At 56.8% G+C, this 23,994-nt stretch carries 22 protein-coding genes; 5 read left to right on the top strand and 17 right to left on the bottom strand.

What is annotated here, in order from left to right:
* Position 1: 1 nt before the first annotated feature.
* From tpiA to rlmE, 5 genes are all read right to left on the bottom strand, one after another.
* Positions 2-757 carry a triose-phosphate isomerase gene (gene tpiA, locus AOA61_RS28470; protein ID WP_099603205.1) on the bottom strand — a complete coding sequence of 252 codons (756 nt, stop codon included), beginning with the start codon at positions 755-757 and terminating at the stop codon, positions 2-4.
* Positions 758-823: 66 nt separating this feature from the next.
* Positions 824-2,161 carry a phosphoglucosamine mutase gene (glmM, locus tag AOA61_RS28475; protein ID WP_032884717.1) on the bottom strand — a complete coding sequence of 446 codons (1,338 nt, stop codon included), beginning with the start codon at positions 2,159-2,161 and terminating at the stop codon, positions 824-826.
* A 16-nt stretch (positions 2,162-2,177) separates the two neighbouring features.
* The gene (gene folP, locus AOA61_RS28480) at positions 2,178-3,029 is read right to left on the bottom strand and encodes a dihydropteroate synthase (RefSeq protein ID WP_032884716.1); all 852 of its coding nucleotides are present in this window, start codon (positions 3,027-3,029) and stop codon (positions 2,178-2,180) included.
* A gap of 8 nt (positions 3,030-3,037) precedes the next feature.
* Positions 3,038-4,948, bottom strand: coding sequence for an ATP-dependent zinc metalloprotease FtsH (gene ftsH / locus AOA61_RS28485; protein ID WP_027605365.1), 1,911 nt, complete (start codon positions 4,946-4,948; stop codon positions 3,038-3,040).
* Positions 4,949-5,148: 200 nt separating this feature from the next.
* On the bottom strand, positions 5,149-5,799 hold the full coding sequence (rlmE, locus tag AOA61_RS28490; RefSeq protein WP_003235041.1) for a 23S rRNA (uridine(2552)-2'-O)-methyltransferase RlmE: 651 nt from the start codon (positions 5,797-5,799) through the stop codon (positions 5,149-5,151).
* A gap of 105 nt (positions 5,800-5,904) precedes the next feature.
* Between rlmE and AOA61_RS28495 the strand changes: the two genes are divergently transcribed.
* On the top strand, positions 5,905-6,213 hold the full coding sequence (locus tag AOA61_RS28495; RefSeq protein ID WP_017139256.1) for a YhbY family RNA-binding protein: 309 nt from the start codon (positions 5,905-5,907) through the stop codon (positions 6,211-6,213).
* 8 nt (positions 6,214-6,221) lie between these two features.
* Here AOA61_RS28495 and AOA61_RS28500 read toward each other — a convergent pair whose 3' ends face one another.
* The 8 genes from AOA61_RS28500 to grpE all read right to left on the bottom strand — a co-directional run bounded on the left by AOA61_RS28500 (position 6,222) and on the right by grpE (position 16,690).
* On the bottom strand, positions 6,222-6,626 hold the full coding sequence (locus AOA61_RS28500; RefSeq protein ID WP_032884715.1) for a hypothetical protein: 405 nt from the start codon (positions 6,624-6,626) through the stop codon (positions 6,222-6,224).
* Between the two features lie 28 nt (positions 6,627-6,654).
* Positions 6,655-7,131: a transcription elongation factor GreA gene (gene greA / locus AOA61_RS28505; RefSeq protein ID WP_032884714.1), complete on the bottom strand. Its 477-nt coding sequence runs from the start codon at positions 7,129-7,131 to the stop codon at positions 6,655-6,657.
* Positions 7,128-10,349 (bottom strand): carbamoyl-phosphate synthase large subunit, encoded by a 3,222-nt coding sequence (carB, locus tag AOA61_RS28510; RefSeq protein WP_032884713.1) that lies wholly within the window; start codon positions 10,347-10,349, stop codon positions 7,128-7,130. The genes greA and carB overlap by 4 nt, the downstream gene beginning before the upstream one ends.
* Positions 10,350-10,454: 105 nt before the next feature.
* The gene (gene carA, locus AOA61_RS28515) at positions 10,455-11,591 is read right to left on the bottom strand and encodes a glutamine-hydrolyzing carbamoyl-phosphate synthase small subunit (protein WP_032884712.1); all 1,137 of its coding nucleotides are present in this window, start codon (positions 11,589-11,591) and stop codon (positions 10,455-10,457) included.
* 259 nt (positions 11,592-11,850) lie between these two features.
* Complete coding sequence (dapB, locus tag AOA61_RS28520; RefSeq protein WP_032884711.1) at positions 11,851-12,657, bottom strand: 4-hydroxy-tetrahydrodipicolinate reductase; 807 nt, start codon at positions 12,655-12,657, stop codon at positions 11,851-11,853.
* A gap of 10 nt (positions 12,658-12,667) precedes the next feature.
* Positions 12,668-13,792 carry a molecular chaperone DnaJ gene (gene dnaJ / locus AOA61_RS28525; protein WP_032884710.1) on the bottom strand — a complete coding sequence of 375 codons (1,125 nt, stop codon included), beginning with the start codon at positions 13,790-13,792 and terminating at the stop codon, positions 12,668-12,670.
* A 318-nt stretch (positions 13,793-14,110) separates the two neighbouring features.
* Positions 14,111-16,027, bottom strand: a complete 1,917-nt coding sequence (gene dnaK / locus AOA61_RS28530) for a molecular chaperone DnaK (RefSeq protein ID WP_032884708.1) — start codon at positions 16,025-16,027, stop codon at positions 14,111-14,113.
* Positions 16,028-16,129: 102 nt separating this feature from the next.
* The gene (gene grpE, locus AOA61_RS28535; protein ID WP_017139264.1) at positions 16,130-16,690 is read right to left on the bottom strand and encodes a nucleotide exchange factor GrpE; all 561 of its coding nucleotides are present in this window, start codon (positions 16,688-16,690) and stop codon (positions 16,130-16,132) included.
* Positions 16,691-16,944: 254 nt separating this feature from the next.
* Between grpE and recN the strand changes: the two genes are divergently transcribed.
* The gene (gene recN, locus AOA61_RS28540; RefSeq protein ID WP_032884707.1) at positions 16,945-18,618 is read left to right on the top strand and encodes a DNA repair protein RecN; all 1,674 of its coding nucleotides are present in this window, start codon (positions 16,945-16,947) and stop codon (positions 18,616-18,618) included.
* 84 nt (positions 18,619-18,702) lie between these two features.
* On the opposite strand, the gene fur is transcribed toward recN, so the two are convergent.
* A complete protein-coding gene (gene fur, locus AOA61_RS28545) occupies positions 18,703-19,107 on the bottom strand; it encodes a ferric iron uptake transcriptional regulator (RefSeq protein ID WP_003194220.1) in 405 nt (134 codons plus the stop codon).
* 98 nt (positions 19,108-19,205) lie between these two features.
* Here fur and AOA61_RS28550 point away from each other — a divergent pair, with 98 nt between their 5' ends.
* Positions 19,206-19,733 (top strand): outer membrane protein assembly factor BamE, encoded by a 528-nt coding sequence (locus tag AOA61_RS28550; protein ID WP_017528805.1) that lies wholly within the window; start codon positions 19,206-19,208, stop codon positions 19,731-19,733.
* 63 nt (positions 19,734-19,796) lie between these two features.
* Here the strand turns inward: AOA61_RS28550 and AOA61_RS28555 are convergent, their stop codons facing one another.
* Positions 19,797-20,099, bottom strand: a complete 303-nt coding sequence (locus tag AOA61_RS28555; protein ID WP_032884706.1) for an RnfH family protein — start codon at positions 20,097-20,099, stop codon at positions 19,797-19,799.
* Positions 20,092-20,526: a type II toxin-antitoxin system RatA family toxin gene (locus AOA61_RS28560; protein ID WP_032884705.1), complete on the bottom strand. Its 435-nt coding sequence runs from the start codon at positions 20,524-20,526 to the stop codon at positions 20,092-20,094. The genes AOA61_RS28555 and AOA61_RS28560 overlap by 8 nt, the downstream gene beginning before the upstream one ends.
* 168 nt (positions 20,527-20,694) lie before the next feature.
* Here AOA61_RS28560 and smpB point away from each other — a divergent pair, with 168 nt between their 5' ends.
* Positions 20,695-21,177, top strand: a complete 483-nt coding sequence (gene smpB / locus AOA61_RS28565; protein ID WP_003176160.1) for an SsrA-binding protein SmpB — start codon at positions 20,695-20,697, stop codon at positions 21,175-21,177.
* 37 nt (positions 21,178-21,214) lie between these two features.
* On the opposite strand, the gene AOA61_RS28570 is transcribed toward smpB, so the two are convergent.
* Entirely contained in the window at positions 21,215-21,982 is a 768-nt protein-coding gene (locus tag AOA61_RS28570; protein WP_032884703.1) for an FCD domain-containing protein, read from the bottom strand.
* Between the two features lie 261 nt (positions 21,983-22,243).
* Between AOA61_RS28570 and AOA61_RS28575 the strand changes: the two genes are divergently transcribed.
* A complete protein-coding gene (locus AOA61_RS28575; protein ID WP_032884701.1) occupies positions 22,244-23,938 on the top strand; it encodes a lactate permease LctP family transporter in 1,695 nt (564 codons plus the stop codon).
* Positions 23,939-23,994: the final 56 nt, after the last annotated feature.

Consider the following 23,994-nt stretch of genomic DNA (forward strand, 5'->3'; position numbering starts at 1 on the left):
TTCAGTTTCCCGCGGCGCGACAAATCGCACCGAACTCATCTGCATTCAGGGAAGCTCCACCAATGAGCCCCCCATCGATATCCGGCATGCCGAACAGTTCGACCGCATTGGCCGCCTTCACGCTGCCGCCGTATAGAAGCCGCACACCTTGTGCGACTTCAGAATTCTCTGCCGCTAACTGCGCACGGATGGCTGCGTGCACATCCTGCGCCTGTTGCGGTGTAGCAGTCAGCCCGGTGCCAATGGCCCAGACCGGCTCGTAAGCAATTACCGCCTTTGCGAAAGCACCAACACCCAGCTCCTCGATGATGCTGCCAAGCTGACGCGAGACAACCTCAAGAGTCTTGCCAGATTCACGCTGCTCAAGGGTCTCCCCAATACACAGCACCGGAATCAAGCCACAAGCCTGTGCAGCTGCGAACTTGCGATTGAGCGTTCCATCACGCTCGCCCATCACCTGACGGCGCTCGGAGTGCCCAACAAGCACATAGGAACAACCCGCATCAACCAGCTGACTCGGTGCAATCTCACCGGTCAACGCACCTTGCATGGCTTCCACCGCAGAATTCTGCGAGCCGACCTGAATCGACTTACCTTTCAAGCCATCAACCACTTGGGTGATATGCAAGTAAGGCGGGAACACCGCGATGTCAACACCGCTAGGCAAGGCCAAGTGACGAAGGCCATTGATCAGCTCAGCGACACTGGCGCGGGTACCGTGCATCTTCCAGTTACCAGCTACCATAGTGCGACGCATGCTGTACCTCGTCGGTCAAAGTGGGCGCAGATGTTACCCAACCACATCATCACTGGCAAGCCGAATTCAGGCGCAAACTTCAGTTACCAGTTTTGCCAGGTCTTCGGCGTGGCCGCGAACCTGTATTTCATCGTCACCTTCGACCATAACGCGCACCAAAGGCTCTGTGCCGGACTTACGTAGCAATACCCGTCCACGACCAGCCATTGCCAGGGTCGCGCGCTCGCAAGCCTCTTTGACAGCAGGGTGGTCGATCGGGTTTTCTCCACCTGCGAAACGCACGTTAAGCAATACTTGCGGGCATTTGCGCAAAGCCTGACGAGCCTGAGCCAGGCTCTCTTCGCGGCGACGCAAAGCCAATAGCACCTGCAACGCAGCAATAATCGCGTCACCGGTGGTGGTGTGCTGGAAGCACACCACGTGCCCGGAGTTCTCACCACCTACCTGCCAGTTACGCTCCAGCAGCTCGGCGATCACATATCGGTCACCGACATTGGCGCGAACAAAAGGAATACCCAGGTCTGCCAACGCAAGCTCAAGCCCAAGATTGCTCATCAGCGTACCGACGACACCGCCTTGCAGCTTGTTGCGCTCATGCAGGTCGCGGGCAATGATAAACAACAGATCATCGCCATCGACCACGGCACCCGTGTGGTCAACCATCAGCACGCGGTCGCCGTCACCGTCGAAGGCAATACCGAGGTCGGCATGCTCGGCCAGGACAGCAGCTTGCAGCTGCTCCATATGGGTCGAGCCGCAGTTCTCGTTGATGTTCAGTCCGTTGGGCTGAGCCGACAGCACAGTCACGTCTGCGCCCAGCTCCTTAAATACGCTTGGCGCGACTTTGTAGGTCGCACCATGGGCGCAGTCGACGACAACCTTCAGGCCGGCAAAGTTGGTACTGGTTGGCACACTGCTCTTGCAGAACTCGATATAACGACCGGATGCGTCATTGATCCGCGACACCTTGCCCAGCTTGCTGGACTCGACCACGGTCATCGGCGCATCCAACAGCTCTTCGATCATCAACTCAATCTCGTCCGGCAATTTGGTGCCCTGCCCCGAGAAAAACTTGATGCCATTGTCGTCATGAGGGTTGTGCGAGGCGCTGATCACAATACCTGCTTCAGCGTGAAACGTACGCGTCAGGTAAGCGATCGCCGGAGTCGGCATCGGGCCCAGCAACATCACATCAGCACCTGCGGCGGACAAGCCAGCCTCTAGCGCAGACTCAAACATGTACCCGGAAATCCGGGTGTCCTTGCCCACCAGGATGCGGCATGCGCCCATGCTGCGGAACGCCATGCCTGCCGCCCAACCCAGCTTGAGCATGAAATCTGGAGTAATCGGAAACTCGCCGACCCGACCACGGATCCCGTCGGTGCCAAAGTATTTTTTTGTCATAAGTGCTCCATCATTCTTATTCGGCAGATTCTACAGCGGCAATCATGCGCACCACATCCACGGTTTCTGCAACGTCATGCACACGCAAGATGCGTGCGCCTTTGGTCACTGCAAGTGCCGCCAGTGCGAGGCCACCATACAACCGCTCACCCACCGGACGGCTCAATGCCAGCCCTATCATGCTTTTGCGCGATACACCGACCAACAGGGGCCGACCAAGGGCATGCAAGGACTCCATGTGTTTGAACAAACTTAAATTGTGTTGCAGGGTCTTGGCGAAACCAAACCCCGGATCAAGGATGATCCTTTCAGGCGCAATACCTACCGCAGCGCATTGGGCAACGCGTTCTGAGAGAAAACCACTCACCTCACCAACCAGGTCATCATAGTGCGGACTGTCCTGCATATTGCCGGGCTCACCCAGCATATGCATCAAACACACCGGCAAACCGGTAGCCGCAGCTGCATCCAGAGCGCCGTCGCGCTGCAGGGACCGCACATCGTTGATCAAGCCGGCACCTAATCGCGCAGTCTCACGCATCACGGCCGGGGTGGAAGTATCAACCGAAATAATCACATCCAACTCTCGAGCGATGCGCTCGACAATCGGCGCCACGCGCTCCAACTCTTCCAGAGGAGAAACAACGCGAGCACCAGGCCGAGTTGATTCACCACCGACATCAATCAAGGTCGCGCCGGCCGCCACCATGGCTTCTGCGTGACGCAGTGCAGCATCAAGTTGGCTGAAGCGGCCACCATCGGAAAAGGAGTCAGGGGTTACATTAAGAATGCCCATAACATGTGTATGGGCCAAATCAAGAACCCGGTTGCCGCAAGGCAACCGGGGGGAGGACGAAGCAAAAGTCATTTCAAACCTTAGTGGTCAGCTGCCGGGCCACCGATTGGGGTTTCAGGGCGCTCGTTCTGAACCACAGGCGGGGTGCCCGAAGTACCCGAACCACCTTCCCAATCACGAGGCTCACGAGGTGCACGACCGGCCATAATGTCGTCGATCTGGTCTGCATCGATGGTCTCGTACTTCATCAATGCATCAGCCATTGCATCAAGCTTGTCGCGATTATCGGTCAGGATTTGTTTGGCCGTGCCATAGCACTGGTCAATGATACTGCGCACCTCAGAGTCAATCAGCTTGGCTGTCTCACCCGAGAAACTGGCGTTTTGACCACCGCCGCCACGCCCCAGGAATACTTCACCTTCTTCCTCGGCGTACATCAAAGGACCGAGCTTTTCCGACAAACCCCACTTGGTCACCATGTTTCGCGCAATCTGACTGGCGCGCATGATGTCGTTGGAAGCCCCAGTGGTCACGCCGTCGAAGCCCAATGTCATCTCTTCAGCGATTCGACCGCCGTACAGAGAGCAGATCTGACTGATCAACGCACGCTTGGAGAGACTGTAACGATCCTCTTCCGGCAGGAACATGGTGACACCCAAGGCGCGACCACGAGGAATGATCGACACTTTGTAGACTGGATCATGCTCAGGCACGACACGCCCCACAATGGCGTGACCCGCTTCGTGATAAGCAGTGTTCTGCTTCTCTTTTTCGGACATGACCATGGATTTGCGCTCAGCGCCCATCATGATCTTATCTTTCGCCAGTTCGAACTCTTTCATTTCAACAATGCGCTTGCCGGTACGGGCTGCAAACAGCGAAGCCTCGTTCACCAGGTTGGCCAAGTCAGCACCGGAGAAGCCTGGAGTACCACGGGCAATCACAGCCGGAGCTACGTCGTCACCCATTGGGACTTTGCGCATGTGCACTTTCAGAATCTGTTCACGACCACGAATGTCCGGCAGACCAACCACAACCTGACGGTCGAAGCGACCCGGACGAAGCAGTGCAGGGTCAAGCACGTCTGGACGGTTGGTTGCGGCTATCACGATGATGCCGTCATTCATCTCAAAACCATCCATCTCGACCAGCAGCTGGTTGAGAGTCTGCTCACGCTCATCGTGGCCACCACCCATGCCGGCCCCACGATGGCGACCAACGGCGTCGATTTCATCGATAAAGATGATGCATGGCGCGTGCTTCTTGGCCTGTTCAAACATATCGCGAACGCGGCTGGCGCCGACACCAACGAACATTTCAACGAAGTCAGAACCGGAAATCGTGAAGAACGGCACCTTGGCTTCGCCAGCAATCGCCTTGGCCAGCAAGGTTTTACCGGTACCTGGAGGGCCGACCATCAGCACGCCGCGAGGAATACGACCACCCAGGCGCTGAAATTTGCCTGGATCGCGCAAGAACTCCACCAACTCGCCGACTTCTTCCTTCGCCTCATCGCAACCTGCTACGTCAGCCAGGGTGGTCTTCACCTGATCCTCAGAGAGCAGGCGCGCCTTGCTCTTGCCGAAGCTCATCGGCCCGCCCTTGCCCCCCGCACCGCCCTGCATCTGGCGCATGAAGAACATGAACACGGCAATGATCACCAGGATCGGGAAGCTTGCCACCAGGAGTTGAGTCCAAATGCTCTGCTGCTCAGGCTGCTTGCCTTCGACAACCACGTGGTTATCCACCAGGTCACCGATCAGACCGTTGTCCTGGATTGCCGGACGAATGGTCTTAAAGCTATCGCCATCGTTGCGTTTGCCGGTGATCACGTAGCCATCAACCGCTACGCGCTCGACCTTGCCATCCTTAACTTGCTGGATGAAGTCGGAATAGTTGAGGGTCTGCGGCTCGTTAGGACTGGAGAAGTTGTTCATCACCGTCACGAGGACAGCCGCGATGATCAACCACAGGATCAGATTCTTTGCCATATCGTTCAATTAACTACCCTCTGAAGCAAGCTCCGCTACTGGCGCGCGCTTCGCATGATATTCACCGGCCTAACTTACTACATTACCTACAACTCTGGCAGGCGCCGTCTGTAACCCTTTGTGAAACTTTGACTACATAATATTCGTAAAGCTTCGTGACGAAAGCGACATAAAAAAACCTATCGCCCTCCTCGAATAAATCAAAAACGCTCTTCACTCGCCGCGCCTTCAACCCCGCGGAACCCGCGGCACAGCAGATATTGCTCGCGAGACCGGTCACGGGAAGAGTCCGGCTTTCGCGTCTGCACCTTGTCGAACAGCTTGCGAATGTTCTTGTGATACTCGTCAAAACCTTCGCCCTGGAAGACTTTCACAAGGAAATCACCGCCCGGACGCAACACCCGGCCCGCCAAATCCAGTGCCAATTCACAGAGGAACATGGCCCGCGGCATATCGACGGCCGGTAATCCACTCATATTGGGGGCCATGTCGGAAATCACAAGGTCTACCTGCGAATTTCCCACGGCCTCCAGAATCTCGGCCAATACCGAGTCCTGGGTGAAGTCGCCGTGCACAAAGGTCACATCCGGGATGCTGTCCATCTCAAGGATGTCGGACGCGATCAATCTTCCCTGGCCACCAATCAGACGACTGGTCACTTGAGACCAGCCACCCGGCGCCGCGCCAAGATCAATCACGCTCATGCCCGGACGAATCAATTTGTCCTTGTCCTGGATCTCCAGGAGCTTGTAACTGGCCCGCGAACGGTAGCCGTCCTTCTGCGCCTTTTTGACGTAAGGATCGTTGAAATGCTCTTGCAGCCACTTAAGGCTAGTTTTGGAACGGGCCACGGGCCACCTCGAAAATAAAACGGGTCGTGATTAACTGGGCGGTCCCGGACTCGCTCGGGTAAACTGGCCGCCGCTTTTTACAAGATCAGACGCAGGGGTCAGATTATGCCGCTCACTCAAGAGCAGAAGAAACAGTACAAATCCATTGGCCACCATCTGAAACCAGTTCTGATTGTGGCAGACAACGGTTTGACTGAGGGTGTGTTAGCCGAACTTGAACGCGCATTGGGCGATCACGAACTGATCAAGATCAAGGTCAACATCCTTGACCGCGAAGCGCGCCTGGCCGCCATTGCAGAACTGTGCAAGGTTGGCAAAGCGGACCTGGTTCAGGTCATCGGCAAGATGGCGCTGCTGTATCGCAAGAACTTCAGCGTCAACAAGCAACTGTCGAACGTTCATCGCTTCAAATGACACAAGGGTCACGGGCGTGCTTTGCGCGCCCTGCCACTCCATCCTGGCGCGGGCTGTACTACCAGCACCAAGCCGGAGAACCCTAGCACAAGATAGCTGAATAGCTGCCAGCGCAACGCTTCCGGCAGCCAAACATGCACGATGCAATACATTGCACACGCATACAGCGCCATCAACAGCAGTTGGCCGCGAATATCCCGCCACAAACTCACAAAACCCTCAGCCTTGACCAGCACCAATGCCTGAAGGGTCACGCACGCCGCTGCAAAACCCACCAGCAACGCACTCAGTAATCCATCGATCTCATCGATCAACAGCGGAGCCAGGCCAATAAGGCCCAGCACCGGGAGTACACCAATGTGCAGCAACCACAGGCCACCCACCCAAAGCATCTGGGAGAGCTGCCAAAGCATGGCGCCCGCACGAAGCGGGCGCCGCCTTTCAGACGTGACGAACTTCAACAATCTCGTACTCGATCACGCCACCAGGTGTTTTTACAGCGACCACATCACCCTCTTCCTTGGCAATCAAGGCGCGGGCCAGCGGCGAACCGACAGAGATCTTGCCGAGTTTGAAATCAGCTTCGTCTTCGCCAACGATGTGATAGACCACGCTTTCGTCCGTCTCGACGTTAGCGATTTCCACGGTCGTGCCGAAAATCACCTTGCCGGTTTTCGGAATGGTCGTGACATCGATGATGACCGCATTCTGCATGCGCCCTTCGATGTCACGGATCCGCGCCTCGACCATACCTTGCTGCTCGCGAGCAGCGTGGTATTCAGCGTTTTCCTTCAAGTCACCCAGCTCGCGGGCCGTACCGATGTCCTGGCTCAACTTAGGACGTACGACCTTGGTCAGATGGGCGTGCTCCTCTTCCAGGGCCTTTGCGCCCTGGACGGTCATTGGGTATTTGATCATGCCTTCAATCCTGCGTGTAGATCCTGCAAGCGGCGCACGGTCTTTTCCGGACCGAACTTGAGCGCTTCACAGATAGCTTCGCCAGCAGCAATGGTGGTGGTGCAGTAGATCTTGTGCTGCAAGGCATTACGGCGAATAGAGTAGGAATCCGCGATCGACTGACGACCTTCGGTGGTGTTGATGATCAGAGTAACTTCGTCATTCTTGATCATGTCGACCACGTGCGGACGGCCTTCCGTCACCTTGTTTACGCGTCGCACCTTCAGGCCTGCCGCTTCGATCAGCTTGGCGGTACCTGCTGTGGCAACTACTTCAAAGCCCAAGCTGATCAGATCACGGGCAACGCCCGCAACCAGTGGTTTGTCGTCATCACGCACACTGATAAACGCAGTTCCGCCGGTCGGTAGCACTTCACTGGCGCCCATCTGAGCTTTGGCAAATGCCTCACCGAAGGTATCGCCCACGCCCATCACTTCACCGGTGGACTTCATCTCTGGGCCCAGGATTGGGTCCACACCAGGGAATTTGGCGAATGGGAACACCGCCTCTTTCACGCTGTAGAAGTTCGGAATGATTTCCTTGGTGAAGCCGATTTCCTTCAGGGTCTTACCAGCCATCACACGGGCAGCGATCATGGCCAGGGACACACCGATGCACTTGGATACAAACGGTACGGTACGCGAAGCACGTGGGTTAACCTCAATGACGTAGATGTCTTCGCCTTGCAGCGCCAACTGAACGTTCATCAGGCCGACAACACCCAACTCAAGGGCCATTTTCTTGACCTGCTCGCGCATCTCATCTTGGATGTGCAGCGGCAACGAATATGGCGGCAGCGAGCATGCGGAGTCACCGGAGTGAACGCCTGCCTGCTCGATGTGCTGCATGATCGCGCCGATCACCACGTCGGTGCCGTCACAAACCGCATCGACGTCCATTTCGATGGCGCAGTTGAGGAAGTGGTCCAGCAGCACCGGGCTGTCATTGGACACTTTCACCGCATCACGCAAGTAACGCTTGAGCTCGTCCTCTTCGTATACGATTTCCATCGCCCGACCGCCCAGCACATAGGAAGGACGCACCACCAGCGGATAGCCGATCTTGCTGGCTGCACGGATGGCTTCGTCTTCACTGCGCACGGTAGCGTTTGGCGGCTGACGCAGGTTAAGGCGCTCAACCATTTGCTGGAAGCGTTCACGGTCTTCAGCGCGGTCGATAGCGTCCGGGCTGGTACCGATAATCGGCACTCCAGCAGCCTCAAGCGCACGCGCCAGTTTAAGCGGGGTTTGGCCGCCATACTGCACGATCACGCCTTTCGGCTTCTCAACGCGCACGATTTCCAGCACGTCTTCCAGTGTCACTGGCTCGAAGTACAGGCGATCAGAGGTGTCGTAGTCGGTGGAAACAGTTTCCGGGTTGCAGTTGACCATGATGGTCTCGTACCCGTCGGCGCGCAGAGCGAGCGCGGCGTGCACACAGCAGTAGTCGAACTCGATGCCTTGGCCGATACGGTTAGGACCGCCGCCCAGGATCATGATCTTGTCACGACCCGACGGCGCAGCCTCGCACTCTTCCTCGTAGGTGGAGTAAAGGTACGCGGTATCGGTGGAGAACTCGGCCGCACAGGTATCAACGCGCTTGTAGACAGGGAAGATGTCCAACTTATGGCGATGCGTGCGCAGGTTCTTCTCGGTCACACCCAGCAGTTTGGCCAGGCGTTGATCGGAGAAGCCTTTGCGCTTGAGGCGGAACATCATGTCGCGGTCGATGCTAGCCAGCCCCAGGGTCTTGACCTTCTCTTCTTCCTTGATCAGATCTTCGATCTGTACCAAGAACCATGGGTCGATCATGTTCATGCCGAAGATGTCTTCGACAGTCATACCGGCACGGAAGGCGTCAGCGACGTACCAGATACGCTCGGCGCCCGGCACAGTCAGCTCACGCTTGAGCACGCTCATGCTTTCCGGGTTGCTCAGGTCGAGCTTCTCGTCGAGGCCGCAAACCCCCACTTCCAGACCACGCAGAGCTTTCTGCAAGGACTCCTGGAACGTACGGCCGATGGCCATAACTTCGCCGACCGACTTCATCTGAGTGGTCAGACGCGCGTCAGCCTTGGCGAATTTCTCAAAGGCAAAACGTGGAAGCTTGGTCACTACGTAGTCGATGGACGGCTCGAAGGACGCAGGGGTCTTGCCGCCGGTGATGTCGTTCGACAACTCGTCCAGGGTGTAACCCACAGCCAGCTTGGCCGCGACCTTCGCAATCGGGAAGCCGGTAGCTTTAGAGGCAAGGGCCGACGAACGGGAAACACGCGGGTTCATCTCGATCACGACCATACGACCGGTGTCCGGGCAGATGCCGAACTGGACGTTGGAACCGCCGGTTTCCACACCGATCTCACGCAATACCGCCAGGGAGGCATTACGCAGGATCTGATATTCCTTGTCCGTCAGGGTTTGTGCAGGAGCAACAGTGATCGAGTCACCGGTGTGCACGCCCATCGGATCGAAGTTTTCGATGGAGCAGACGATGATGCAGTTGTCCTTCTTATCGCGGACAACCTCCATCTCATATTCTTTCCAGCCGATCAGGGACTCGTCGATCAGCAGCTCTTTGGTCGGAGACAGGTCCAGACCACGGGCGCAGATTTCTTCGAACTCTTCACGGTTGTAGGCGATGCCGCCACCGGTGCCGCCCATGGTAAAGGACGGACGAATGATGCACGGGAAACCGAGGGTTTCCAGAACCGCATAGGCCTCTTCCATACTGTGGGCGATGCCGGAACGCGGGCACGCCAGGCCGATGGATTTCATGGCCTTGTCGAAACGCGAACGGTCTTCAGCCTTGTCGATGGTGTCGGCATTGGCGCCGATCATCTCTACGCCGAATTTTTCCAGGACGCCTTCGCGCTCCAGGTCCAGGGCACAGTTCAGAGCGGTCTGGCCACCCATGGTTGGCAACAGGGCGTCCGGACGCTCCTTCTCGATGATCTTGGCAACAGTTTGCCATTTGATCGGCTCGATGTAGGTGGCGTCAGCCATGTCCGGGTCGGTCATGATCGTGGCCGGGTTGGAGTTCACCAGGATGACGCGGTAGCCCTCTTCGCGCAGGGCCTTGCAAGCCTGGGCGCCGGAGTAGTCGAATTCGCAAGCCTGGCCGATTACGATCGGGCCAGCGCCGAGAATCAGGATGCTTTTTATGTCTGTACGTTTTGGCATGGGTTTGTCACTCAAATCCGCAGGTCAATCGGCAAGCCGTCTTGAACAATCTTTGAAGAACCTGCGGGGGCCACCGGGTTTCGGGGCCGCCCGCAGGCCGCTCAGTCAGCGTCGCTTGGCCATCTCATTAATGAAACGGTCGAACAGCGGCGCTACGTCGTTCGGGCCCGGGCTGGCTTCAGGGTGGCCCTGGAAGCTGAACGCGCTTTTGTCGGTGCGTTCGATGCCTTGAAGGGAACCGTCGAACAGCGACTTGTGAATTGCCCGGACGTTGCCCGGCAAGGTCGCTTCATCCACCGCAAACCCGTGGTTCTGACTGGTGATCATCACAACGCCTGTATCCAAGTCCTGCACAGGGTGGTTGGCACCGTGATGGCCATGACCCATTTTCAGAGTCTTGGCACCGGAGGCCAACGCCAACAGCTGGTGGCCCAGGCAGATACCGAATACCGGAATCTCGGTTTCCAGCACTTCCTTGATGGCCTGGATGGCATAGTCGCAAGGCTCCGGGTCACCCGGGCCGTTTGACAAGAACACACCGTCCGGTTGCAGGGCCAGAACATCGCTGGCCGGGGTTTGCGCAGGAACAACGGTCACGCGGCAACCGCGCTCAACCAGCATGCGCAGGATGTTGTATTTAACGCCGTAGTCGTAAGCGACCACGTGATAAGGCAGGTCAGCCGCGTCGATGGTCTCGTGGCTATCGGTCTTCAAGTCCCAGACCGTAGAGCGCCACTCGTACTGCTCCTTGGTGCTGACGACTTTCGCCAGGTCCATGCCTTTCAGGCCTGGGAAGCCTTGCGCCGCGGCAATCGCCGCTTCTTCGGAAATATTGTCACCGACCATGATGCAGCCATTCTGCGAGCCTTTTTCACGCAGGATGCGTGTGAGGCGACGCGTATCGATACCGGCGATCGCCACAACGTTATTGGCTTTCAGGTAATCCGACAGCGACATCGTGTTACGCCAGTTGCTCGCAACCAGTGGCAGGTCACGAATGACCAGGCCGGCCGACCATACACGATCAGACTCGACGTCTTCCGGTGTGGTACCGGTATTGCCGATGTGCGGATAGGTCAGGGTAACGATTTGCTGGGCGTAGGAAGGATCGGTAAGGATTTCCTGATAGCCGGTCATGGCGGTGTTAAACACCACCTCTCCAACGGTTTGACCGTCGGCTCCAATGGCTTCGCCGCGAAAAATGCTGCCATCAGCAAGGGCGAGTATGGCTGGCTTAGTCAAGAAGACCTCCCGTAAATAAAGCCTGAAAGGGCGATCGCAGGTTGTAAAAAAGCGGAGTGACGTATGGACACGTCACCCCGCTTCTTCACTGAATTATTCTGCGCGCTTTTAGTGGACACACTAAAGCTGTAGCTTACAGAAAAAGGCTTTTTTGGTCCACCGCTAATGAGCCTTAAAGGCAGGAGAATGCGACAGGACGTCGCTTAGCGGGTAAAAACGGGGCCTTAGGATAATCCTGAGCCCCCGTTTTAGCTACTGATTAGTGAAGATCCAGTACATCGCGCATGTCGTACAGGCCTGCTTCACGACCTTCCAACCAGAGCGCAGCACGCACCGCCCCCTTGGCGAATGTCATGCGACTGGAAGCCTTGTGTGTGATTTCCAGGCGCTCGCCCTCGGTAGCGAACAGCACGGTGTGGTCACCCACAACATCACCACCGCGAACGGTCGCAAAGCCAATGGTGTCACGCGCTCGCGCACCGGTATGGCCTTCACGACCGTAAACGGCCACTTTAGACAGGTCACGCCCCAGCGCATCAGCAATAGCTTCGCCCATGCGTAGCGCTGTGCCCGACGGCGCATCGATCTTGTGACGGTGATGCGTTTCGATAATCTCGATATCCGCCTCATCACCCAACACGCGCGCCGCCATATCCAGCAACTTGAGCGACAGGTTCACGCCAACACTGAAGTTGGCAGCGAAGACGACAGGAATATCCTTGCCCGCCTCCACCAGCAACTGCTTCTGCTCGGCAGTCAAACCCGTGGTACCGATCACCATCGCCTTGCCCGCCTTACGGCAGAATGCGAGATTTTTCAGCATCACTTCCGGTAGCGTGAAATCGATCAGCACGTCGAATTCGTCAGCCACCTGCTCCAGGTTGCCGGACAACGACACACCGATACGCCCCAGCGAAGCCAACTCACCCGCATCCGCACCAATCAACGTGCTGCCAGGGCGAACAATCGCCGCCGTCAGCCCAGAGGCCGGCGAACGCTGCTGCACTGCTTCGACCAGCGTCTTGCCCATGCGCCCGGCAGCGCCCATTACGGCTATACGTCGCATACTCACTTCCTTACAGGTCGCCGAAGAAGCGCTTCACGCCTTCGAAGAAGCCAGTGGTTTTCGGCGAATGGGTGTCGTCGCCCTCCAACGAACTGCGGAACTCTTCAAGCAGTTCACGCTGACGGCGCCCCAGATTGACGGGAGTTTCCACCGCAACACGACACATCAGGTCGCCAGCACCGCCACCGCGCACCGGCGCTACGCCCTTGCCACGGATGCGGAACTGTTTACCGGTCTGCGTCCCCTCAGGAATCTTGAGCTTGACTCGACCATCAAGGGTCGGAATCTCCAACTCGCCACCCAAGGCTGCATCGACAAAGCTGATCGGCACTTCGCAGAACAGGTGCTTACCATCGCGCTGGAAGATCGAGTGCTCGCGCACATTGATCACTACGTACAAGTCACCCGTTGGTCCACCCTGCGTCCCGGCCTCGCCCTCGCCAGAAAGGCGAATACGATCACCAGTATCAACACCAGCCGGCACTTTCACCGAGAGGGTCTTGTACTCTTCGACGCGCCCCTCACCGTGGCACGAATCACACGGATCGGAAATGATCTTGCCTTGGCCATGGCAGCGCGGGCAGGTCTGCTGCACCGAGAAGAAGCCCTGCTGCATACGAACCTGGCCGATACCTCCGCAGGTTGGGCAGGTAATCGGCGAAGAGCCTTTCTTAGCCCCCGAACCATCGCACGGCTTGCAGTTAACCAACGTCGGTACGCGAATATTGACGCTGGTGCCGCGCACGGCCTCTTCCAGGTTCAGTTCCAGGGTGTAACGCAAGTCGCTACCACGCTGGGCGCCACCACGCTGACCACCCCGGCCACCGCCAAAGAAGTCACTGAATACGTCACCGAAAATATCGGAGAAGTTCTGACCACCAAAACCAGCACCGCCGCCCCCCATACTTGGGTCGACACCCGCATGACCATATTGGTCGTAGGCTGCACGCTTGTTGGGATCAGACAGACATTCGTAGGCCTCGTTGGCCTCTTTGAACATTTCTTCGGATTCTTTGCTATCCGGATTACGGTCCGGGTGGTGCTTCATCGCCAAGCGACGGTAAGCCTTTTTAAGGTCCGCCTCGCTGGAGCCGCGCTCCACACCCAATACTTCGTAATAGTCACGCTTTGCCATAAGTCTTTGCACTCTTAAGGACGTTCAGCCAGACCCTCCTGAGCCCGACTAAACTCGTTGAGCCCCAATACAGGCCCGGACCCAACTCACGTCAATTCAACGATCCTGGTCATTACTACTTTTTAGCCAGGGACCCGGCCAAAAACGCGGTATTTATTGATCGGAAAGCAGGAGCATCCCCGATCACACCGCCAGCATCCGAACGTTGTCGCATGCTGTAAAAATTCACATACCCCAGACACGCCAACGCGGGAGCAAGCTCCCGCGCGGCGACATCCTACCAGTCACCGCTTGATAGCGGTCAACCGGGCGACCAACTTACTTGGTCTCTTTAACTTCTTCGAACTCAGCATCGACAACGTCGTCGTGCTTGGCTTCAGGCTCTGCCTGTTGCGCAGCAGCGTCAGCAGGCTGACCTTGTTCGGCGTACATCTTCTGAGCAACTGGCGCGGAGACTTTCGACAGCTCCTCAACCTTGGCATCGATAGCCGCCTTGTCGTCACCTTTTACAGCGGCTTCCAGCGCAACTACAGCGGCTTCAATTGCGGCCTTCTCTTCAGCGGTCACTTTCTCGCCAGCATCAGCGATCATTTTGCGCGTCGAGTGAACCAGTGCGTCACCCTGGTTACGAGCACCAGCCAGTTCTGCGAACTTGGCATCCGCATCAGCATTGGCTTCAGCATCACGAATCATCTGTTGAATTTCTTCATCAGACAGACCGGAGTTGGCCTTGATGGTGATCTTCTGCTCTTTGCCGGTAGCCTTGTCTTTCGCGCCGACGTGCAGGATGCCGTTGGCGTCGATGTCGAAGGTCACTTCAATTTGTGGCACGCCACGTGGTGCTGGTGGAATCTCAGCCAGATCGAACTTGCCCAAGGACTTGTTCTGAGCAGCCTGTTTACGCTCACCCTGCAGCACGTGAATGGTCACAGCACCCTGGTTGTCATCGGCAGTCGAGAACACTTGGGATTTCTTAGTAGGAATCGTAGTGTTTTTCTCGATCAGCGCAGTCATCACGCCACCCATGGTTTCGATACCGAGGGTCAGCGGACTAACGTCCAACAGCAGCACGTCTTTCACATCACCGGCCAATACCGCGCCCTGGATGGCAGCACCCATGGCAACCGCTTCGTCCGGGTTTACGTCTTTACGTGCTTCTTTGCCGAAGAACTCGGTAACCAACTTCTGAACCAGTGGCATACGGGTCTGACCGCCCACCAGGATTACATCGTTGATAGCACCAACGTCGATACCGGAGTCCTTCAGAGCGATGCGGCAAGGCTCGATAGTGCGCTGAACCAGGTCTTCAACCAGCGCTTCCAACTTGGCGCGAGAGATCTTCACGTTCAAGTGCTTAGGACCGGTAGCGTCTGCCGTGATGTACGGCAGGTTAACGTCGGTCGACTGAGCGGAAGACAGCTCAATCTTGGCTTTTTCAGCGGCCTCTTTCAGGCGCTGCATCGCCAGCGGGTCACCTTTGAGGTTCATGCCACTTTCTTTCTTGAATTCGTCAACGAGGTAGTCGATCAGACGAATGTCAAAGTCCTCACCACCCAGGAAGGTGTCGCCGTTAGTAGCCAACACTTCGAACTGGTGTTCGCCGTCCACTTCAGCAATTTCGATCACGGAGACGTCAAAGGTACCGCCACCCAGGTCATAAACGATCACAGTGTGGTCGCCTTTGGCCTTGTCCATACCGTAAGCCAGAGCAGCTGCGGTTGGTTCGTTGATGATACGTTTTACGTCCAGACCCGCGATGCGGCCGGCGTCTTTGGTCGCCTGGCGCTGGCTGTCGTTGAAGTAGGCCGGAACGGTGATCACCGCTTCAGTCACTGTCTCACCCAGGTAGTCTTCGGCAGTCTTCTTCATCTTTTTCAAGATTTCAGCCGAGATCTGTGGCGGCGACATTTTCTGGCCGTTTACTTCAACCCAAGCGTCACCGTTGTCAGCCTTGGCGATTTTGTACGGAACCATCTTGATGTCTTTCTGTACGACTTCTTCGTCGAACTTACGACCGATCAGACGCTTTACCGCGTACAGCGTGTTATGCGGGTTAGTCACTGCCTGACGCTTGGCCGACTGACCAACCAGGATTTCACCGTCGTTGGCGTAAGCAATGATCGACGGCGTGGTACGCGCGCCTTCGGCGTTTTCGATTACTTTTGCTACGCCGTTTTCCAGCACGGAGACGCAGGAGTTGGTGGTCCCCAGGTCAATACCGATAATTTTGCCCATGATTTACTCTCCCGAAACTTGAATTTGGTTGCCGCAGCAGTGGTGGCTAACTGCGGTAGCACTTAAACGCTTGACTTATAGATGGGGGCCTTGCGGCGGATTTCAAGCCTGCTCATCAATAGAAGGTGCAACCGGTGCAGGAGCCTTGCTCACCACTACCATTGCCGGACGCAGCAGACGGCCGTTGAGCTGATAACCCTTCTGGAACACTTTCAACACACTATTAGGTTCCAGATCATGGCTTTCCTGCATGGCCATAGCCTGGTGATGCTCAGCATTGAACGGTTCGCCGCCTTGCGGATCGATGGCTTCGAGCTGATAACGCTTCAGGGTGTCCTGAAACATTTTCAAGGTCAGCTCAATACCTTCGCGCATCGGGCGGATGTTTTCGTCATCCGGATTAGACAATTCAAGACCACGCTCCAGGCTGTCGATGATCGGCAGCAAGTCATTGGCGAATTTTTCCAGCGCGAACTTGTGAGCTTTTTCTACATCCTGCTCGGCACGGCGGCGGACGTTCTGCAGATCGGCGGCAACACGCAACGACTGATCCTGCGCAGCGGCCAACTGCTCTTCGAGCACTTGCACACGAGTTGCCAGTTCATCACCGGCAGCCGAATTGGCGTCTGGAGTTTGCGTATCCTGCGTCTGTTCGTCAGCCATAGATTTCTCCTTTCAAAATCATGCGCGAACTCAACTCGCGCTTCTGTTCCGGTATATGGGGCCACAATTTCCAGGTTCAAGGGCGCAGGCGTTACCAAAAGTCTTTCGCCTGCCACAGATCAATTCCCGCACCACCATTCTTCTTTGCGCTAAAAAACCTGCTCGACCGAGCAAATCGAGCTAAGCATCAGGATTGTCAGCCCCAAACAAAACACTGTATAAATAACCATATCTAAAGCCTGGGAGCGGCCTTCATGCTCGTGCACCTGTCCGTACATAACTACGCCATCGTTGAACATCTGGATCTCGAACTGGATCGCGGGATGAGCGTAATCACAGGCGAAACCGGCGCCGGCAAGTCGATCATGCTCGACGCATTGGGCCTGACCCTGGGCGACCGAGCCGATAGTGGCGTAGTGCGCCCAGGGGCTGACAAGGCCGACATCCTGGCCACCTTCGACCTCGCCGATATCCCCGAAGCCGAAGTCTGGCTAGCCGAGCGCGACCTCAATAATGACGGCCCATGTATCCTGCGCCGCGTCATCACTGCCGAAGGACGCTCGCGCGGCTATATCAATGGAACGCCCTGCCCCCTCGGCGACCTGAAAGCCCTGGGTGAACTGCTGATAGACATTCATAGCCAGCATGAGCACCAGTCCCTGCTCAAAACCGATACCCACCGCCGCCTGCTCGACGAATACGCCGGCGCAACCGACCTTGCCCGGCAAGTACAACTGGCTGCTCAGCGCTGGCGCCAGACTCGCCAGGAGCTGGAACGACTGTCCAACTCCGGCGACGAGCAGCGCGCTCGCCACCAACTGCTCAGCTATCAACTTGAAGAACTGGAAAGCCTGGGTCTTGGAGAAACTGAGCTCGAACAACTGGAGCAGGAACACAAGAACCTCACCAACGCCGAAACCCTGCTGGGTATCTGCCGCCAAGTGGTTGAGCAGTGCAGCGAGAGCGACTCCGGCAACGTGCTCAATGCGCTCACGGCGAGCCTAAACAGATTGTCCAGCGTTAACAGCGCTTCGGGCTCATTGAGTGAAGCCACAACCCTACTGACCAGTGCGCAAATCCAAGTAGAAGAAGCCGTGGGCGAGCTCAACCGCTTCCTGGATCATTTCGACGCCGACCCGGCGCGCCTGCAGGAAATAGAGGAGCGTCTTGACACCATCTACACCCTGGCGCGCAAACATCGAATCCAACCCACTGAAGTGGCAACCATGCAGCAAAAGCTGCTGGATGAAATCGAGACGCTGAACGCGAATGACGAATCCATCGAGCGACTAGGCGAAGAGCTCGGCTCTTTTGCCCGCCATTACCAGGAAAAGGCCCGCGAACTGAGCGAGCTGCGCCAACAGGCCGCCAGCAGTCTGGCAGATGCCGTTGAGCAGGAAATCCAGCGCCTGGGCATGCCGGGCGGGCGCTTCACTATTGAATTGCGCGCCAACACCACTACTGAGTTGCAGCCACACGGCCTGGAGCAGGTTGAGCTATTGGTCAGCGCCAACCCAGGACAACCGCTCAAGGCACTTGCAAAGGTCGCGTCCGGTGGCGAGCTGTCGCGTATCAGCCTGGCGATCCAAGTGATTACTGCGCAAACATCCCGGGTGCCGACGCTGGTGTTCGATGAGGTTGACGTAGGCATCGGCGGCCCTACCGCGGAGATTGTTGGCCAGTTGCTGCGTCGCCTGGGAGATCGAGGGCAGGTACTGACGGTCACTCACTTGCCACAAGTGGCAGCCCAGGGGCATCAACACTTATTTGTGCACAAGGTAAGAGGAAGCGATGCGACGCACACGGCAGTATCTAAGCTGAGCAAGTCGGAACGCGTTGAAGAAGTGGCCCGAATGCTCGGGGGTATCGACCTGACTAAAGAGTCTTTAGCACACGCTAAGAAGATGGTAGTAACCACCAAGGCCTGACCCAAACTTTTCCTTATATAGAAAGCACGAAGGCGACCCTAGGGTCGCCTTCAATCGTTTTGCAGAGCGAATCTGCATCGATTTTTACTTTTTCTTACGGATGTACAACACGAGATTGTGGTCAACCAAATCGAATCCATGCTCCTCAGCAATCTTATGCTGCAGCGCTTCGATCTCTGGGCTAGTGAACTCGATAACCTCATTGGTATCCAGGTCAACCATATGGTCATGATGACCACCGTCGGCCAATTCGAACACTGCATGACCGCCGTCGAAATTATGACGAACCACCAGCCCTGCGGCTTCAAACTGGGTCAGTACACGGTAAACCGTGGCTAGGCCAACGTCCTCATTAGACTCCATCAGCGCCTTGTAAACATCCTCGGCACTCATGTGGCGCTGCTCAGCAGAATCGAGCATTTGTAGAATCTTGACTCGTGGCAGAGTCACTTTAAGACCGGCTTTGCGTAGTTCGCTATTTTCAACCATGGTTAGCTTTCTCGCGGATGCTGCTTCGCAGCTTCTCTTAATACGGGTATGATCGGCGTTTACGTTGTCCCAGCCAAGATAGTGGAAGTCGCCCACCGATGCAAAACACCAAGCTCTTGCTAACCAGTTTCACCTTTGTGGGACTGCTCGCACTCGCCGGTTGTTCATTCCCCGGGGTTTACAAAATCGACATCCAGCAGGGCAATGTCGTCACGCAGGACATGATAGACCAGTTACGCCCGGGAATGACCCGACGGCAAGTACGGTTTATTATGGGCAACCCCCTGCTGACCGACACTTTCCACGCCGATCGCTGGGATTATCTCTACAGCCTGCAGCCTGGTGGCGGTGAACGCCAACAGGAACGTGTCAGCGTCATTTTCAATGGCAATGACCAGCTTGTCAGCCTGTCGGGTGACTTCATGCCTGGCGTAAGCCGAGATGAAGCCCTGCTAGGTAAAGACAACGGCACCAACGTGACTGCACCTGCGCAGGAAAGCGAGAAGCCGAAATCCGAAGTACCAGCGAAGCCAGGCTCGTTGCTCGACAAGATCCAGAAGGACGTCGACGGAGTGGAAACCGTTCCGGTACCGACGCCTCAGCCACTGGACACCAGCCCGCAGTAACATTGCGGCACCTACAAAAAAGCCCGGCATGCCGGGCTTTTTGTTGCCTGATGATTAGCAATCTTATGAGTTCTGCTGCTTGATCAACGCCGCCTTGGCGGCACGCAGCCTTCGCACCTCTTTAGGGTCGACGAGCAAAGGGCGATAGATCTCAATGCGATCACCCGATTGCACAACGCGCGCTTCAGCGTCCGCGACAACCTTACCGAATATCCCCAAAGGACAATCAGCCAGATCCAACTCGGGAAACCGCACTGCAATTCCTGACGCCTGTACCGCCCCTCGCAGACTGGTACCCGAAGCCACCGTTACCGCCAGCAAGACCTGCTGATCTAGGGCAGCGTATACCACCTCAATCTCAACCATGCAGTTGCTTGGCCCGCTGACAGAACGCATCTACCAGCGTATTGGCCGCCTGATTGAACAATGGCCCCAATGTCGCCCGCACAAGCGGGCCAGCGTAATCAAACGACAGGTCCAAGCTGATCTTGCAGGCCTTGTCGGTCAGCGCCTTGAATACCCAGATACCGTGTAACTGGGTAAAAGGGCCTTCCTGCAGATTCATTTCAATGGACTTGCCCGGCACCAACACATTGCGCGTGACAAAGTGCTGGCCCAGCCCACCTTTCGCCACACCGACACTGGCGACCATGTGCTCATCAGTGCTTTCAAGCACCTCAGCCGTTGAACACCAAGGCAGGAATTCCGGGTAACGCGCCACGTCGTTGACCAGGTCATAGAGCGCCTGCGCCGGATAGGGCAGCAGGGCCGAACGTTGAATATGCGTCGTCATGTGCGCGTTATTTCCACAGCTGAGCGGCAAACATCGCGAAAGAACAGCTCGTTCCGCGAGAGAAAAAAAGCAAAGAACTGCCAGCATTGTCCGGGATTCGACCAACACGCTCAAGCACGTAGGTTGACCGTAGCCGACACGCTCGCAACTCCCTATAATGCCGCCCCTATGGCTAAACAAAAGAAACACCCCACAGGGACCATCGCGCAAAATAAAAAGGCGCGACACGATTACTTCATCGAGCATCGGTTCGAGGCTGGTCTGGTCCTGGCCGGCTGGGAAGTAAAAAGTCTGCGTGCCAGCAAGCTGCAACTGGTCGACAGCTACGTATTGCTCAAGGATGGCGAGGCATGGCTGCTGGGCAGTCATATCACCCCGTTGACCACTGCGAGCACCCACGTAATTGCCGACCCGGTGCGCACGCGCAAACTATTGCTCAACGCACGCGAACTGGAAAAGCTCGCCGCTGCCGTGCAGCAGAAAGGCTACGCCTGCATCTGCCTGTCCTGGTACTGGAGCAAGCATCTGGTCAAGTGCGAGATCGCACTGGGCAAGGGCAAGAAGGAATACGACAAGCGTGATACCGAGCGCGAACGCGATTCCAACCGGGAACTGCATCGCGCTGTGCGCAACAAGGGCAAGGAAGAGTAACCCTTGTGACGATGTAGCCTCGGAATAAATCCCCCGGCTACATCCCTTTACGACGCTCCGCTCGCGCCACGCGCTGAACCTCCTGACGCACTTCCGCCAACACTTCCTGCACGTATTCCAAATGACGCGTTGAGACTTCTCGCGCCTGCTCTGCCCGCCCCTCAATAATTGCCAGGTACAACTCCCGATGCTGACTGATCAGCATGTCGCGAGTTTCCGTACGCTGCTGATACATGCCGCCAATATTGGTCACCACGTTACGCTTGAGCAGGTCGAACAGGCCGCGAATGGTGTGCAGCAACACGGCGTTATGACTGGCCTCCGCAATGGCCAGATGAAATCTTGCATCCGCAGCACCCTCCTCGACCCGACTCACTTCATCAACGCGGCCATAGCAATCCTGCAGCGCCTCGAATGCAGCGGTCAGCCGCTCGCGATCGACCTCGGTGGCACGCAACGCAGCGTAATAAGCACAGGATGCTTCGAGGGTCTGGCGGAACTCCAGCAGGTCACGCTGCGCCTCGGGGTTGTTTTCCAACAGGTGTAGCAACGGATCACTGAACGTCGAGCCCAGTGACTCGGCAACATAATTGCCTCCGCCCTGCCGACTCACCAACAACCCCTTGGCCGCCAGTTTCTGAATGGCCTCCCGCAGCGACGGACGCGACACGCCAAACCGCTCAGCCAAAGCGCGCTCAGCCGGCAAGCGCTCACCCGACTTCAGCGTGCCCTCAAGGATCATCCCCTCAAGCTGCTCGACAATATCGTCAGACAAACGGCGCTGACGCACCTGATCAAACCCCATAACTCACTCTCCACCATCCCGACCACTCGCCGGGCCCTCTATTCTGGCCTATCGCCGCCCTTCCAGCACCTATCAGAACAGCTTCGATTCAACCGATCAGATGGTCTTACCCAATGACCTACGACCAAAGTTTCGCGAGCGGCAAATTGACACATCCCCTGAAGGCTTTTAACCTACCCTCCAGCGATTGTAAATTGGTAATACCAATTATCCAGATCGACTAAAAAGTGCCTGACCAACAACAATTAGGGGCCACCCCATATGCAAACCTGGCAACAGCTTTACAGCCCGCTCGGCAGCCTCGGCCTGTCCGCATTGGCCGCCGTTATTCCGATCGTATTTTTCTTCCTGGCCCTGGCCGTGTTTCGCCTCAAAGGCCACGTGGCCGGCAGCATCACGTTGGCGCTGTCGATACTGGTGGCAATCTTTGCCTTCCAGATGCCAGTAGATATGGCGCTGGCCGCTGCTGGCTACGGCTTCGCCTACGGTCTTTGGCCTATTGCCTGGATCATTGTCGCGGCGGTGTTTCTCTACAAACTAACGGTCAAGAGTGGCCAGTTCGAGATCATCCGCAGCTCGGTGCTGTCGATCACCGATGACCAACGCTTACAGGTGCTGCTGATCGGTTTCTGCTTTGGCGCCTTCCTGGAGGGCGCTGCCGGTTTCGGTGCCCCCGTGGCAATTACCGCCGCATTGCTGGTAGGCCTGGGGTTCAACCCGCTGTACGCAGCCGGCTTGTGCCTGATTGCCAACACCGCGCCCGTTGCCTTTGGCGCCCTGGGGATTCCGATCATCGTTGCCGGGCAAGTGACCGGTATCGATGCCTTCAAGATCGGCGCCATGACCGGACGCCAGTTGCCCTTGTTGTCGCTGTTCGTGCCGTTTTGGCTGGTATTTATGATGGATGGCCTGCGCGGTGTGCGCGAAACCTGGCCGGCTGCGCTGGTCGCTGGCTTGAGCTTTGCCATCACTCAATACTTCACGTCCAACTTCATCGGCCCGGAACTGCCGGACATCACCTCGGCTTTGGCCAGCCTGATTTCCCTGACCCTGTTCCTGAAAGTCTGGCAGCCCAAGCGCACCGCAGGCGCGCAGATTGCGGGCGCAACCTCCGGCGTAGCCATTACCGCCAGCGTTGGCGGCTTCGGCTTGCCACGCAGCACCGTCGCCTCGCCTTATAGCCTGGGGCAGATCTTCAAGGCTTGGTCGCCATTCCTGATCCTCACCGTGCTGGTCACTATCTGGACGCTCAAACCGTTCAAGGCGATGTTCGCCGCCGGCGGCTCTATGTACAGCTGGGTGTTCAACTTCGCGATCCCGCACCTGGACCAACTGGTGGTCAAGGTCGCACCCATCGTGACCAACCCGACTGCCATTCCAGCGGTATTCAAGCTGGACCCAATTTCAGCCACTGGTACCGCGATTTTCTTCTCCGCACTGATTTCGATGCTAGTACTGAAGATCAACATCAAGATTGGTCTTACCACTTTAAAAGAGACGTTCTACGAACTGCGCTGGCCAATCTTGTCGATCGGCATGGTGTTGGCATTTGCCTTCGTCACCAACTACTCCGGCATGTCGTCGACCATGGCGCTGGTATTGGCTGGTACCGGTGCAGCCTTCCCGTTCTTCTCGCCGTTCCTTGGCTGGCTGGGCGTTTTCCTGACGGGCTCCGACACTTCGTCCAACGCCCTGTTCAGCTCGCTGCAAGCCACGACAGCGCATCAGATTGGCGTCAACGACACCCTCTTGGTAGCCGCGAACACCAGCGGCGGCGTCACCGGCAAAATGATCTCGCCGCAATCGATCGCAGTGGCCTGCGCCGCAACCGGCCTGGTGGGCAAAGAATCCGATCTGTTCCGCTTCACCCTCAAGCACAGCCTGTTCTTCGCCACAATCGTCGGGCTGATCACGCTGGCTCAGGCCTACTGGTTTACCGGCATGCTGGTGCACTAAAGCCACAAGCAATAGGGTAATAGCCGACGCCGGGCGGTAACCTCGGCGTCGGCATT

Source organism: Pseudomonas sp. 2995-1 (assembly GCF_002742505.1).
GTDB classification, from domain to species: domain Bacteria; phylum Pseudomonadota; class Gammaproteobacteria; order Pseudomonadales; family Pseudomonadaceae; genus Aquipseudomonas; species Aquipseudomonas sivasensis.

Bases quoted from the DNA above. Each gene is read 5' to 3' on its own strand.
- tpiA (WP_099603205.1), bottom strand. From the start codon at position 757: ATGCGTCGCACTATGGTAGCTGGTAACTGGAAGATGCACGGTACCCGC.
- glmM (WP_032884717.1), bottom strand. From the start codon at position 2,161: ATGACAAAAAAATACTTTGGCACCGACGGGATCCGTGGTCGGGTCGGC.
- folP (WP_032884716.1), bottom strand. From the start codon at position 3,029: ATGACTTTTGCTTCGTCCTCCCCCCGGTTGCCTTGCGGCAACCGGGTT.
- ftsH (WP_027605365.1), bottom strand. From the start codon at position 4,948: ATGGCAAAGAATCTGATCCTGTGGTTGATCATCGCGGCTGTCCTCGTG.
- AOA61_RS28495 (WP_017139256.1), top strand. From the start codon at position 5,905: ATGCCGCTCACTCAAGAGCAGAAGAAACAGTACAAATCCATTGGCCAC.
- AOA61_RS28500 (WP_032884715.1), bottom strand. From the start codon at position 6,626: ATGCTTTGGCAGCTCTCCCAGATGCTTTGGGTGGGTGGCCTGTGGTTG.
- greA (WP_032884714.1), bottom strand. From the start codon at position 7,131: ATGATCAAATACCCAATGACCGTCCAGGGCGCAAAGGCCCTGGAAGAG.
- carB (WP_032884713.1), bottom strand. From the start codon at position 10,349: ATGCCAAAACGTACAGACATAAAAAGCATCCTGATTCTCGGCGCTGGC.
- dapB (WP_032884711.1), bottom strand. From the start codon at position 12,657: ATGCGACGTATAGCCGTAATGGGCGCTGCCGGGCGCATGGGCAAGACG.
- dnaJ (WP_032884710.1), bottom strand. From the start codon at position 13,792: ATGGCAAAGCGTGACTATTACGAAGTATTGGGTGTGGAGCGCGGCTCC.
- dnaK (WP_032884708.1), bottom strand. From the start codon at position 16,027: ATGGGCAAAATTATCGGTATTGACCTGGGGACCACCAACTCCTGCGTC.
- grpE (WP_017139264.1), bottom strand. From the start codon at position 16,690: ATGGCTGACGAACAGACGCAGGATACGCAAACTCCAGACGCCAATTCG.
- recN (WP_032884707.1), top strand. From the start codon at position 16,945: ATGCTCGTGCACCTGTCCGTACATAACTACGCCATCGTTGAACATCTG.
- fur (WP_003194220.1), bottom strand. From the start codon at position 19,107: ATGGTTGAAAATAGCGAACTACGCAAAGCCGGTCTTAAAGTGACTCTG.
- AOA61_RS28550 (WP_017528805.1), top strand. From the start codon at position 19,206: ATGCAAAACACCAAGCTCTTGCTAACCAGTTTCACCTTTGTGGGACTG.
- AOA61_RS28555 (WP_032884706.1), bottom strand. From the start codon at position 20,099: ATGGTTGAGATTGAGGTGGTATACGCTGCCCTAGATCAGCAGGTCTTG.
- AOA61_RS28560 (WP_032884705.1), bottom strand. From the start codon at position 20,526: ATGACGACGCATATTCAACGTTCGGCCCTGCTGCCCTATCCGGCGCAG.
- smpB (WP_003176160.1), top strand. From the start codon at position 20,695: ATGGCTAAACAAAAGAAACACCCCACAGGGACCATCGCGCAAAATAAA.
- AOA61_RS28570 (WP_032884703.1), bottom strand. From the start codon at position 21,982: ATGGGGTTTGATCAGGTGCGTCAGCGCCGTTTGTCTGACGATATTGTC.
- AOA61_RS28575 (WP_032884701.1), top strand. From the start codon at position 22,244: ATGCAAACCTGGCAACAGCTTTACAGCCCGCTCGGCAGCCTCGGCCTG.